Origin of the sequence: Erysipelatoclostridium sp. MSK.7.34 (assembly GCF_019041935.1) — a bacterium.
Lineage (GTDB): Bacteria > Bacillota_I > Bacilli_A > Erysipelotrichales > Coprobacillaceae > Thomasclavelia > Thomasclavelia ramosa.
In genome coordinates this window covers 1-14,101 of record NZ_JAHPYJ010000017.1, presented here as the reverse complement: position 1 = coordinate 14,101, position 14,101 = coordinate 1, and the positions used below count along the sequence as shown (strand labels likewise).

Annotated in this window: 14 protein-coding genes; all 14 read right to left on the bottom strand. The window is 32.8% G+C overall.

Annotated features, from left to right (window positions below; all coding sequences use genetic code 11):
- Positions 1–23 precede the first annotated feature (23 nt).
- A complete protein-coding gene (locus KTF99_RS11485; protein ID WP_003538219.1) occupies positions 24–275 on the bottom strand; it encodes a KH domain-containing protein in 252 nt (83 codons plus the stop codon).
- A gap of 2 nt (positions 276–277) precedes the next feature.
- Positions 278–550, bottom strand: a complete 273-nt coding sequence (gene rpsP, locus KTF99_RS11480; protein ID WP_003538218.1) for a 30S ribosomal protein S16 — start codon at positions 548–550, stop codon at positions 278–280.
- A gap of 80 nt (positions 551–630) precedes the next feature.
- Positions 631–1,365 (bottom strand): class I SAM-dependent methyltransferase, encoded by a 735-nt coding sequence (locus KTF99_RS11475; protein ID WP_003538217.1) that lies wholly within the window; start codon positions 1,363–1,365, stop codon positions 631–633.
- A gap of 41 nt (positions 1,366–1,406) precedes the next feature.
- Positions 1,407–2,801, bottom strand: a complete 1,395-nt coding sequence (gene ffh / locus KTF99_RS11470; RefSeq protein WP_003538215.1) for a signal recognition particle protein — start codon at positions 2,799–2,801, stop codon at positions 1,407–1,409.
- 12 nt (positions 2,802–2,813) lie between these two features.
- On the bottom strand, positions 2,814–3,143 hold the full coding sequence (gene ylxM, locus KTF99_RS11465; protein ID WP_003538214.1) for a YlxM family DNA-binding protein: 330 nt from the start codon (positions 3,141–3,143) through the stop codon (positions 2,814–2,816).
- Position 3,144: 1 nt separating this feature from the next.
- The gene (gene ftsY, locus KTF99_RS11460; RefSeq protein ID WP_003538213.1) at positions 3,145–4,128 is read right to left on the bottom strand and encodes a signal recognition particle-docking protein FtsY; all 984 of its coding nucleotides are present in this window, start codon (positions 4,126–4,128) and stop codon (positions 3,145–3,147) included.
- 10 nt (positions 4,129–4,138) lie between these two features.
- Positions 4,139–7,084 (bottom strand): chromosome segregation protein SMC, encoded by a 2,946-nt coding sequence (locus KTF99_RS11455; RefSeq protein ID WP_029479984.1) that lies wholly within the window; start codon positions 7,082–7,084, stop codon positions 4,139–4,141.
- Between the two features lie 16 nt (positions 7,085–7,100).
- Positions 7,101–7,673: a xanthine phosphoribosyltransferase gene (locus tag KTF99_RS11450; protein WP_008791764.1), complete on the bottom strand. Its 573-nt coding sequence runs from the start codon at positions 7,671–7,673 to the stop codon at positions 7,101–7,103.
- Between the two features lie 12 nt (positions 7,674–7,685).
- A complete protein-coding gene (locus tag KTF99_RS11445; RefSeq protein ID WP_009300649.1) occupies positions 7,686–9,077 on the bottom strand; it encodes a HAMP domain-containing sensor histidine kinase in 1,392 nt (463 codons plus the stop codon).
- Positions 9,074–9,745 carry a response regulator transcription factor gene (locus KTF99_RS11440; RefSeq protein WP_003538209.1) on the bottom strand — a complete coding sequence of 224 codons (672 nt, stop codon included), beginning with the start codon at positions 9,743–9,745 and terminating at the stop codon, positions 9,074–9,076. The genes KTF99_RS11445 and KTF99_RS11440 overlap by 4 nt, the downstream gene beginning before the upstream one ends.
- Before the next feature lie 152 nt (positions 9,746–9,897).
- Positions 9,898–11,562 carry a hypothetical protein gene (locus KTF99_RS11435; RefSeq protein WP_003538208.1) on the bottom strand — a complete coding sequence of 555 codons (1,665 nt, stop codon included), beginning with the start codon at positions 11,560–11,562 and terminating at the stop codon, positions 9,898–9,900.
- On the bottom strand, positions 11,555–12,490 hold the full coding sequence (locus KTF99_RS11430) for a DHH family phosphoesterase (protein ID WP_003538207.1): 936 nt from the start codon (positions 12,488–12,490) through the stop codon (positions 11,555–11,557). The genes KTF99_RS11435 and KTF99_RS11430 overlap by 8 nt, the downstream gene beginning before the upstream one ends.
- An 84-nt stretch (positions 12,491–12,574) precedes the next feature.
- Entirely contained in the window at positions 12,575–13,771 is a 1,197-nt protein-coding gene (locus tag KTF99_RS11425; RefSeq protein WP_003538206.1) for an acetate/propionate family kinase, read from the bottom strand.
- Between the two features lie 180 nt (positions 13,772–13,951).
- Positions 13,952–14,101, bottom strand: a 150-nt coding sequence (locus tag KTF99_RS11420; RefSeq protein WP_217215574.1) for an alpha/beta-type small acid-soluble spore protein, incomplete at its 5' end; no start/stop codon positions are given.

Sequence of the window (14,101 nt, the reverse complement as noted above, 5' to 3'; positions counted from 1 at the left end):
AAAAGATGTGCTCAGCACATCTTTTATTGTTCATACGATTCAAACTTAATATCTAATTTTTTATTGGCCATGCGACCAGCAACAGACATAAGCTGTCTAATTGAATTAGCCATCATACCTTTACGACCAATCAATCGCGCAATATCCGATTTAGCTGAATAAACATGTAGTACCACTACATCTTCTTCTAACGACGGCATTTCACGTACTTCTAAATGGTCTTTATCTTCAACTAATTCAATCGCGATATCTTTAAGAATCTTTGCGTAATCCATGATTATTTACCTGATTTAGAATCAGCAAATTTTTTAATAATTCCTTCTTTAGATAGTAAGTTTTTAACTGTATCAGATGGTTGTGCTCCATTGTTTAACCATTTTAATACTTCTTCTTCTTTAATTGTAACTTTTGCAGGGTTAGTGCGTGGATCATAAGTTCCTAATAGTTCAATAAAACGTCCATCTCTTGGAGCTCTTGAATCTGCTGCTACAATTCTATAGAAAGGAGCTTTCTTAGCACCCATTCTTAATAATCTTAATTTTACTGCCATATACATATCCTCCTAATTAATTTACTCACTAAATTTATCATACTCTAGATAAGGTGTCAAGCTTTTTTACTTGACAGTGTTTATTTTTTTCTAGCAGAAACAATCAGCATCATCGGGCGGCGTAACTCATCCTTAAACTCAGGATGTGCAATAAGGGCATTTGAACTTACCGTTGGTTCTTTAACTTGAATTATTTCAAATCCGCCATTTAACAGTTCATTTAAATAAGTCGTCAATGTGCGATGATATTTAATTACTTTTTCTCCTAAAAACACCGCCTCACGTTTTCCTTCAAGATAATAATTATCTACAGGAAAATGCTCAATTTCACCAGCTTCATTATAATACCAGTCTTGATCTCCTTTAGCAGTAAATACAGGATGTTCAACATTAAACACCAAATATCCACCTGTTTTTAACCATTTATTTACTTTTTTTACAAAATCTTGGTAGGAAGGTAAATAGTGAATCATTAAAGAGCAAATAACAATATCAAATACAGCTTCTCCAAAATTACTTTCTTCAAACGAAATGCATTCATATTTAATCCGCGGATCATTGTTTTTGATTCTTGCTGTTTCAATCATTTTGCTAGAAATATCGCTTGCGATAACTTTTTTTGCACCGTGTTCAATCGCATATATAGAGTGCCAGCCATATCCACAACCTAAATCCAATACTGTTTTATTTGTAAAATCAGGTAAAACTCGTTGTAATACATGCCATTCTCCTGCACCCTCTAATCCATTTTTACTCCGCGACATCTGACTATATTTTTCAAAAAAGGCTGGATCATCATATTTATTTTGAGTCATTCATATTCTCCTTTAGTAATAAAAAGCCTGAATTTATCAGGCTATTTTTTCTTCTTTTTATGACGGATTTTTTTACGATTAGGATTACCGATATTAGGGTTCTTTGCACGTCCCCCTGGCATTGGCATACCTGTATTAGGATCAACATTACCTAACATCTTCATCATTTTTTTAGATTCTTCAAATTGTTTTAGCAAGCGGTTAACTGCTGCAACATCTTTACCACAACCTTTAGCAATTCTCTCTTTTCTAGATAAAGTAATAATACTTGGATCTCGACGTTCCTCTTTGGTCATTGAAAAAATAATTGATTCAGTCATTTTTAATTTCTTTTCAGAGTCCTCATCATTCATTTTTGGTAACTTAGGCATTCCTGGAATCATTTTCATAATTCCTGATAGTGGCCCCAATTTCCTTAACTGCTGCATTTGAGAAAGCATGTCATCAAGACCAAATTGTCCCGATTGCATCTTTTTATAGGCTTTCATTGTATCTTTTTCATCATATACATCTTGTACTTTTTCAACTAGAGATACAACATCGCCCATTCCCAAAATACGATCAGCCATACGATCAGGATAGAATAAATCGATAGCATCTAATTTTTCACCAGTACCAATGAATTTAATTGGTACATTTGTAATATGACGAATTGATAGAGCTCCCCCACCACGAGAGTCACCATCTAATTTAGTTAAAACAGCCCCAGTAATGCTCAACTGTTCATTAAATGAACTGGCAACATTAACAATATCTTGTCCAGTTAAAGCATCAACAACTAGTAAAATTTCACTTGGATGAGCGATCTTTTTAATATTAGCCAGCTCGTTCATTAATGGTTCGTCAATATGTAAACGCCCCGCAGTATCGATAATAATTACGTCATTATTATGGTCACGAGCAAATGTCATCGCTTCTTCTACGATTGATTCAGCAGATTGTGATGTCCCTTTTTCGTAGACAGGAACATTCAATTGTTCACCTAATGTTTTTAACTGATCCACAGCAGCTGGGCGATAAATATCTGCAGCAACCAACAATGGTTTTTTACCATATTTCTTGGTAATTAATTTTGCGATTTTTCCAGAAGTTGTAGTTTTCCCAGAACCCTGAAGTCCAACCATCATAATAACAGTTGGCTTCTTATCAAAATCAACTTCCGCAACACTTGTTCCCAGTAACGAAACTAGTTCGTCATGGACGATTTTTACAACAACCTGTCCCGGTTTTAATGAACCTAAAACATCTTGTCCCAACGCTTTTTCTTTTGTTGCAGCAATAAACTCTTTTACAACTTGAAAGTTTACATCTGCCTCTAATAATGCTAAGCGAATTTCGCTAAGCATTTCTTCCATATTTTTTTCAGTCAAACGCCCTTGTCCAGAAACTTTCTTTAAAGTCCCTTGCAGACGTTCTGATAATGAATCAAATGCCATAAATACCCCTTTCTAAATCTTCCTTAATAATTCTAAATATTCTTCTAGACTTTTATGATCACTAGATATATCATCTTCAATTCTTTGGATCAAGTCAAGCCTTTCTTGATGTTTTTTTAACAACTGCAGTTTTTCTTCATAATTTTCTAAACTATGAACTGCTTTTTTTAAATTATCAAATACAGCATTACGACTAACATCCAAAATTTGTGCAATTTCCGATAAAGAGTAATCTTCTTGATAGTAATATTCTAAATATGTTTGCTGTTTTTCTGTCAACAAATCACTATAACAATCCATTAGTAGATTAACTCGTTGTTTTTTCTCTAAACTTGATTCCATACTATTCCTCAACTAGGTTTTTGCATAACCCATATATATACTGGTCTAAATCAAATTCTTGTAAATCATCAACACTTTCTCCTAGACCAATGAATTTTACAGGTATATTCAATTGATCTTTGATAGAAAGAACAATCCCCCCCTTAGCAGTTCCATCCATTTTGGTTAGAACTAACCCTGAGACATCAGTGATCTTAGAAAATTCCACAGCTTGTGAAACACCATTTTGACCAGTTGTTGCATCAATAACTAACAGTGTTTCATGCGGTGCATCAGGTACTTCGCGTTTAATAATACGATTCATTTTTTCTAATTCATTCATTAAGTTGACCTTATTTTGAAGACGACCAGCAGTATCACAAATTAAAACATCAACATTTTTTTCTTTTGCCTGTTTTAAAGCATCAAATACCACTGCTGAAGGATCACCGCCCTCTTTACCTTTAACAATATCGACACCAACACGCTGTGCCCAAACTGCTAACTGATCAATCGCTCCGGCTCTAAAAGTATCTCCAGCTGCAACCATTACTTTCTTACCTTCATCATTAACGATACGATTAGCTAATTTCCCAATTGTTGTAGTCTTACCAGCCCCGTTTACTCCAACCATTAAAATTACTGTTAATCCTTCCTCAGCATAGTTAATCTTAGTTGTCATGACACTATCATTTGCATAAATAACGAACATTTTATCAACGATGATCTCATTAATCTCTTTTGGGTCAGTAATATTTTGCAAACGTACCTCGTTTTTAATTTCTTCAACTATCTTCATTACCATCGAAACTCCAACATCGGACATAATCAAAATATTTTCCAATTCTTCAAAATACTCATCATTGATTTCTCTAAAGCGAGCTGCAAGTTCATTGATTCGATCTGAAAAAGTACTATTAGACCGATCTAATCCAGCTACATATTTTTCGTTTTGTTTAGCAGATTTACCAACGAATTTTTCTTTTATTTGACTAAAAAATCCCATACGATTCCTCCTAACTTTGATCTGTTAAATCTATTGCTTCTTCTAATTTGACACTAACTAACTTTGTAACTCCCTTTTGTTGCATTGTTGCTCCATAAAGAAGGTCACATTCTTCCATTGTTCCTTCACGATGGGTAACCACAATAAATTGCGTCGTTCCCGAAAATTCTCTTAAATATTTAGCAAAACGTTCAACATTTGCAATATCTAATGCAGCTTCAACCTCATCTAAGATACACATCGGAATTGGCCGTACCCGTAAAATTGCAAATAAACATGAAATAGCGATCAAGGCCTTTTCCCCACCTGAAAATAATGTAATATTCTGGACTGCTTTACCTGGGGGCTGAACATCAATATCGATTCCAGTTTCAAGAATATTTGTAGGATCAGTATACTTTATTCTAGCCTTTCCTCCACCAAATAAACTCCTAAAGACATGATTGAACTCTTCGTTGATTTTCTCAAACGTTTCTGAAAAACGCTCAACCATAATTTCATCCATCTCTTTAATCGCTTCAAGGATACTATCTTGGGCTTGAATCAAATCTATACGCTGAGTATTCATGTTCTCATAACGCTCACTGATTATTTGATATTCTTCAATTGCATCAACATTAACGTTTCCTAAACGATTAATATTTGTTCTTAATTCGTATACTTCTAATTTAGCTTGTTCAATATCAATTTCATCAAGGTAATGCTCGACAGCATACTCATAAGTCATCCGATATTCATCATTTAATCTAGCTAAATGATTATTTAACATTGCTTCTAATTTTGTTGCATTAATAGCACTAGTATTAACCTCACTTTGAACCTCTTTTAAATCATTACGATATTCACGCAATTCAACATCTAAAGCTTCATTTTGATTAACATAGGCCATTCTAAGTTCACGTTTTGATTTAATTTCTTCAGTTAAATTATCACGATATTTAATCGCTTCATTTAACTGATTAACTAATTTACTTTCTGTTTTTCCACTAGCAAATTCTTCTAATTCAACACTTTGATCAGCTAATGATTCATACTCGGATTTTGCCTTGATCAACTCTTCTTTCTTGCTTTGAACAACAACTTCCAATTTAGCATATGCCATCTGCTTTTGTAATAGAGCATGTGAAACTTCTTTGATTTCATTATCCAATCCATTATGTTCATTACGCTTAAGCCCAAGTTCTTTTTCTTGTTGTTCAAGAGTAACAGCAACCTGCTCAAGTTCACGTTTTTGAACTATTGAAGATTTTTGACGATTAAAACTTCCACCCGTCAAAGAACCGCCAACATTAACAACATCACCTTCAAGAGAAACGACTTTGTACCGAGAAAAAGTTGCTTTGCTGATTTCATTAGCACTATCAATATCTTTAGCTACAATAATATTCCCTAGTTGATTTAAAACAACGGCAGCAATCTCATCTTCATATGTTACAAAATCACTAGCCAAACCTAAATATCCTTCCATGGTTTGACAAACAACTAAATGTTCTTCACGCACATGTCGTGGTTTCATAGCACTGATTGGTAAAAAAGTAGCTCGTCCCGCTTTATTATCACGTAAAAATTTAATTGCATCTCGTGCAGTTAAATCATCTGTTGTAACAATAAACTCTATTGCTCCTGCTAAAGCTGAAGACAACGCTAATTCATATCCTTCATCAGCTGTAATTAAATCACCTAAAACACCAATAATATTTTTATTACTTTTAGCAAGACTTAAAACTGTTTTAATGCCATGATGATAATTTGATTTATTTTCAATCGCATCTATTAAAATCTCTTTTCGTGATTTATTTTTATTAATATTGTTTGATAATTGATCAATTTCATTTTTTAATAAAAGTAATTTTTTATTACGCTCCTCTTGTTGTCCAATTATCGTGGTTAACTCTTTTTGAGTGTTATCTAATCGTTCCACACGATCATTATATTCATTAACAACATCACTTAAAATCGCCTTCATATTAGCGATATTTTCTTTTAAATTTTCTTTACTTAAGGTCTCAAGTGCATGTTTTCGCTTTTGATCAACTTCGACTTTGGCAGTCTCTAGTTTCGAGACATTTGATACTGCCTCTAATAGTTTACTTTGTAAAGCATTTATTTCTTGGTCGAGAGTAAACATTTTCTTTTTTATTTCATCGTTACTGCTCTCTTTAAGCAAAATATCAGCCTCTAAAGAAGCTTGACGCTCATTTAAGTCCTTGATTACCTTACTCAATTCATCTAGTGATTTTTTTGCTTCAGTTATCTCATTTATTAAAACATTAACTTCTATAGCTGTTAATTTTTCTTTCAACGCTAAATACTTCTCTGCTTTGTCTTTTTGACGTTTAAGAGGACCAACCTGTTTTTCTAGTTCTACTACGATATCACCAATTCGTTCAAGATTTTCGTTAGTACGTTCTAATTTACGAATCGATTCTAATTTTCTTTTTTTATATTTAGAAACTCCTGCTGCATCTTCAAAAATACCACGACGTTCTTCTGGTTTATTGTCCGCAAAAGAAGAAATATTGCCTTGGGAAATAATTGATAACGAATCCTTTCCTAGACCTGTATCCATAATCAAATCAATAATATCTTTTAAACGACAAGATTGTTTATTGATTAAATACTCCGCTTCATTATTCATACGATAAAGTCGCCGTGTAATCTCGACTTCATTATAATCATATTTCATAAAACGATCACTGTTATCGAAAACTAAGGTAACTTCAGCTAAATTTTGTGCCCGACGATCTTCGCTTCCAGCAAAAATAACATCTGACATATTTGCACCACGCAACGATTTAACTGACTGTTCTCCTAAAACCCAACGTACAGCATCAGAGATATTTGATTTCCCGCAACCATTTGGACCTACGATTCCTGTGATTCCAGGTTGAAATTCTACATTGACTTTATCAGCAAATGATTTAAAACCATGTAATTCAATTCTTTTTAAATACATTACTTTCTTCCTCTCATTATTTCAGGATCACCGCACCATCCCTAAATGCTTCTACTACTGCTAACGATTCCACACGATAGCCTTTTTCTTCAATTAATTGGCGACCTGTTTGAAAACCTTTTTCAACAACAATTCCAACACCAGCAATATTTGCACCTGCTTGTTTAACAATATCAACTAAACCTAATACAGCTTGACCATTAGCTAAAAAATCGTCGATAATTAAGATATTATCATCTTTATCTAAATATTTTTTACTGACAATCGCATCATAATCAATTCCTTTAGTAAATGAATGTACTTTAGAACTATAATAATGTGTACTTGTTGTTTTTGCAGTCCCTTTCTTTGCAAAGACAACAGGTGCATCATCAAATTCAAAAGCTGTTGCTAAAGCAATCCCAATTCCCGAAGCTTCAATTGTTAAGATTTTAGTAATTTTTGTGTCTTTAAAACGAGCTTTGAATTCTTGAGCTATTTGTCGATACAAAGTAGGATCAATTTGATGATTCAAAAAACTATCCACTTTTAATATATCCGGCATAATTACAATCCCGTCTTTTAATATTCTCTCTTTAAGTAATTCCATAAATTCCTCCGATTATTTATTAAACGATAGTTTTTCTTTAATATCAAAAACTTTTCGTTCGCTTGGTAATTTTACTACAAAAGTAGAGCCAACATCAACCTGGGAAATAACATCTATATTTCCATGATGTAAATCTACAATTGTTTTTACAATTGATAACCCTAGTCCATTTCCTTCTACAGAACGGGCTTTTTCTTCACGATAAAAACGTTCAAATATATGTGAAACAACTTCTTTAGACATTCCGTATCCAGTATCTTCAATTGATACTTCAACTTCACGAGAAGCCTTTTTAACAGCTACTGTAATAAGACCACCTTCACCAGTATATTTGATTGCATTTGAAATAAGATTGATCCAAACTTGTTCCAATCGTTGTTCATCGCCATAAACCATAATATCTTTGCGCGGTTTTTCAAATTGAATTTCTATATCCTTTAAAATTGCTTGGTTTTCTTGAGTAGAAATAACCCGAGATAATTGCTCAACAATTGAATATGTTGTAAATTCTAACTCAACCTCTTCTCGTTCCAACAACGTCAGCTGCAGCATATTCTTAGAAAGAGTCGATAACCTTTTTGAATGAAATAAGATTATATCAGCATACTTTTGACGCTGCTCTTTAGGAAGATCTTCCTCTTTTAAAATATTGGCAAAGCCTTGAATTGCAGTCAATGGAGTTTGAAATTCGTGCGAAATATCAGAAATGAACTTTTGTCTTGTTTCTTCTTGTTTCGCTAACTGCTGTGCCATTTGATTAAATCCCTGATTCAATCGAGAAATTTCATCATCACCCACATAATTAACACGAACACTATAATTTCCTTTTGATAATTCTTTAGTGGCGTTAGTTAATCTCGTTATTGGTTTAACAATAATATCAGCAATCGCTAAAAAAACTAGATTTCCTGATAAAAAGACACAACCCAAAATCAAAACAGCAGAATTAGCAAAAATTCCTTTTTCATAACTAGTATCCTTTTGAATAAATATATATACATCAGAACCATTGATTTTTGCCTTGCTGCCATAGGTTTGCACACTTTTGCGCTCATCGAAACGCCCGTTTTTGTTTTCATCATGATAATATTGAATCATTGTCTCGCGACTAGGAAAATATCCTTTGTTTTCACCATATGTATAATAGTCCAATTCTGGTGAATACAACGTTATATAAACCTCTGAGCTAATTGCGTATTTATTCATAATATCGTTAATATTAGCATCATCAAGGCTATTTAAAATACCTACAACATATTCACTTGTTGCACTCAACTCACTCTTAGCCATATCTTCAATTTGATCATAATTATTACGTAAAGCTACATATCCAGCAACCGAAAAACTAAATGCGATAGTTATTAAAAAACCGCAAATCAGCTTGCCATAAATAGATTTCATCATTCGACTTCAACCTTGTATCCAAGTCCTCTCACCGTTACAACTTTAAATCCTGGTAAGTGTCCTAGATTTTCTCTAATTCGCTTAATGTGAACATCTACAGTACGATCAAAGCCATCATAGTCCATTCCCCAAATTTTTTCAATCAACTGTTCACGACTAAAAATCTGATCTGGATGCTTTGCTAACTCAAAAACTAATTCAAATTGTTTTAACGGTAAATGAATGATTTCGCTCTGATAACGTATCTCATATTTATCGCCATCAAACTCAACTTCATTTAATTTGATTATATTTGATGTATTAACACTATATCTTTTTAAAACTGCTCGCACTCGTGCCATTAATTCAGTTGGATCAAATGGCTTAACTACATAGTCATCAGCACCAACAGAAAAACCGCGAAGTTTATCTTTACTTTCACCTTTCGCTGTTAACATAATTACTGGAACATCTTTAAATTCCTTTAGATTTTCTACTAATTCAAAACCATCCATAACTGGCATCATGACATCAATAATTCCTAAATCAATATATTCATTTTCGAATATTTCTAAAGCCTCTTCACCATTGCTAGCTTCCAGAACTTCAAATCCTTCTTTATTCAAATAAAAATTAATTAATTCCCTAATATCTTTTTCATCATCAACTACTAGTACTTTTGCTTTCATCTTTACACCTCAATTCACTGTAAGATTATAACACATTTTATTAACTAAATATATAGTTACAAAAGCAAAATAGCTTGAGTTTAAAGAGATGATAATAAATATAAAAAAGCCATAACCTATATATAAGTTATAGCTTCTTGTTCTATTAAAGACTAACCAAATTTAATTGAAGTAATTACCTCGCTATTGTCTTTACTATTAACATATTCAATGGTTACAACATCACCAACTTTTGCTAATGGGAATTGATTAGATAAACTGATATCTCCGATGAAAATCGTATCACTACCTTCAAGTTTAAAATAATAAGTACTGTTACCATCAACGACAGCTTCATTAATTGCAGTAATCGCTCCAGTCAACTCATTAGTCTTATATTCACTTGAGTCAGTTTTTTTACCATTAGCTTCTAATAAAGCATAATATGCTTGTTCAGCTTGAGCAACACTGTCACCGGTAGCCACGATTTGATAATTTTCAACACTAACAAAAGCATACTTTTTAACAAGTTTAGCATCATCTTTTAAAGATAAGAAATATGTTGGCTGCCCTCCCGCATTGATCAAAATCGGAAAAGTTGCCGTATATTTCAAGTTTTGAACTTGACCTTCCGCCGAAGACATTGCAGAATATTCTTCAGCTCCAGAAATATTATAATACTTTCCATCTTTAGTCCGCAAATTAATCATAGCAAACCCAACGTTAGAAGCATCATTAGATACCGATGTTAAACCAGTATATAAATAGACATCATCATTGATTGCTACATAATTGTAACCAGAGGTTGGCTGTAATACTCCTTTTTGCGAAAATAAAGTATTAAAATACCCATTTGTATATTTACCATAATTTTCTAATTGACTTAAAACCAGTTCTGCTGGATAAGCACGGTCAACCCATTCTGGTACTTTATCAATATCATAATATTCATGATCACCATTTATTGCATTAACTAATACAGCTCCAGTTATATCTTTTCCACCAAATAAACCGATTTTATAATTATATACTGGTGCAATCCAATAAGGATTCCCCTTTTCATCAATTTCAAAAGCCAATGTATCAAACATTAAAGTTGGATAATTAGCGCGCAAATGACGTTCAATTTTACGTCCAAAATGTTCTGATTTAGAATATTTCATTCCTTCTTTTAATTTAACTACTTCAGATTCTTGCGTCACCATATTTACTCGGATATATGCGGGCAGTCCATCACTACGGTTAGTAAACCATTTGATCAAGTCACTATATTCTAATGGTGTCACACGATATGGCGTATCTTGATAATTTATTTGTTCATACGACTCATCAACTTCAAATTGGGATACATAATCAACCATCTGTCCCATTTTACGATCACCTAATTTAATCGCACTATCTCGATCCACCACTGGAATCGATTGATAGGAAATAGTTTTATTGTCAGCATAGAAGTCTGCTTTCTTATCTAACTTTAATTGTTTTTGATAACTTCCTGCATTAAAGATAGGCGAACTAACAAATGTTCCAATGGCCACATATGCAATTAATATTCCAATCACAATGAGACTATATTTGGTGATCTTACTAAATCTTTGACTTAACATAAAATATAGTCCATTAAATATTAATAATAATATACAAAAATAAATTATAAATTGTGGTGAACGAAGATTCAATGGGATCAAAAAAGCATATTCACCAATCAATCCAATTATTAAAGTTATTGTAAACGCCTTTAAAAAAGCACCTTTTTTTACTTGTTTTACATCTTGAGAACCTTGTCTAAATGAAAAACCCTCAATAAAATTTGCAAATATGTCAGTAAATTTATTCATTGATTATCTCCTTTAAATCTTGAAGCAGTTGACCAAGCTGTTCTAATGAAGCTAACTTTGCGCCACTTGCCAGCATATGACCACCACCATTATATTTTTCAGCCACCTTATTGACTGCGTAATCACGTGAACGTAAACTAACACGCCAATTATGATCAGCGACATTTTCAGTTAGAGCCATCCAAATTTTATATTCTTCTACACCAGATAATAAATTAACAAAATCCGAACCTCTTTCACGACTAATTTCTAACATTTTTAAATCTGCATCACTTAAAACATAATAAGCAACACCACCATCAAACTGATGATTATTTAAAATAAATTTATTAATTTGTAAATCCTTAGCCTTCTTCATATAAATTCGATTATAGATTTCAACAATATCAATTCCTTCTTGAACCAAAGCTCCAGCTACTGCAAAAGTCCGTTCATCAGTATTTCGATACATAAACCGCGCTGTATCTCCAACAATTCCCAAATACAAAGCTTCTGCACCACTTTTAGTAATTTTCATAGCCGTATCTTTAAAAATTGTTCCAACTAATTGGCTAGCTGAACTAGCACTACTATCTTCGTAATTTAAAGTGCCATAACTATCTACGACCAAATGATGATCAATTTTAATAATTTCTTTACAAAGTTGATATCTTTGATCATCAATTCTTTCAATATTAGCAGTATCAAGAACAATTCCTAAAATATCTTTAGTATAATCAACTTCTTGATGTTCAAAAACTACTGTATATTTTTTCACTAATTCCGAACTGAAATCACCACATAAAAAAACCTTTTTATCTGGATAAGTAGCTTTAATCATATCGTACATTCCCAATTGGCTGCCAAAAGCATCAAAATCTGGATTTACATGACGGTAAATAGCAATATAATCATATTCTTCAATTTTAGCAATTATTTTTTCTTCCATTATAAAACTCCTCTATTTAATAAGATGACTATACCATATTTACCCAAATTTATAAATAGAAAAGCTCTGATTATTGATCAGAGCTTATAAACCTAAAATTCTTACAGTATCACGAGCAATCATTACTTCCTCGTTAGTAGGGATTACATAAACATCAACTTTAGAATATTGATGGGAAATTAGACGATTTTCTTTACTACGACGTTCATTTTCTTCTTCATTTAAGAAAACGCCTAACGCACGTGAAACATTATCAATGATCAAACGACGAAGATAAGAAGCATTTTCTCCAACTCCAGCAGTAAAGGCAATAGCATCAACACCACCCATTTCAACAAAATAACTTCCAATATATTTTGAAACGATTCGTGCATATAACAAACCTGTAAGAAGTGCACGTTCATCACCGTTCTTAAATAATGCATTTTCAATATCACGGGAATCTGAAGAAATTCCAGAAATTCCTAACATTCCTGATTTCTTATTATAGATATCTAAAATTTCATCAGGTGTTTTATTTAATTTTTTACATAAATACGGCATAATAGATGGATCAACATCACCACAGCGTGTTCCCATCATTACTCCTGCCAGTGGTGTAAATCCCATTGAAGTATCAATACATATACCATCCTGAACTGCTGAAATGCTTGCACCATTTCCTAAATGACAAACAATTACTCGCGAATGTTTGGGATTTCCTAACATATCAATGGCAACTTGAGATACATATTTATGACTTGTTCCATGGGCACCATATTTGCGAACTTTTAAATCTGTGTAGTATTCATATGGTAAAGGATATAAATATCTTTCCCGGTCAAGAGTTTGATGAAATGCAGTATCAAATACAAAAACATGTTCAACCTCTGGTAAAGCTGCTTTAAATGCATTATATCCAACAATATGTGCTGGATTGTGAAGTGGCGCTAATTCAGCTAATTCTTCTACGCGAGCAACAACTTCCTCGTCGACTTTAACCGCGTCGTTATAATATTCGCCACCGTGGACAACTCGATGTCCACAAGCTTCGATTTCACCTAAACTTTCAACAACATGGTGATCAACTAAAGCATCTAATAATAATTGTACTGCAACACTATGGTCTTTAATTGGACACTCTTTAATAAATTTTTCACCATTATATTTCATTTCGAAGTTACCTTGGTCTAGTCCAATTCTTTCGACTAACCCTGATGTAATTACTTCTTCACTAGGCATATTGATCAACTGGAATTTTAAAGATGAACTACCAGCATTGATTGCCATTACTTTAACCATTATAATTCCTCCTATTTCTTCATGTCATATATTAATTGTACCTAAATTCAACACTAAACTCAATATATTTTGAAAGCACTTTCACCATTTATTAAAGTATTTATTGGAATTATCGAATAAATTTGTTTTATATTTAAGAATATTTTAAAACCCTAGATTGAACTAGGGTCTTAAAAATAATTATTTAGATTGATTGTAGTTATTAGATGAACTCATTTGTGATTGACCCATTTCGACTAATCTTTTTGTGATTTCGCCACCTACTGAACCATTCGCACGAGCAGTTGTATCAGGACCTAAATTAACGCCAAATTCGTTAGCAATCTCATA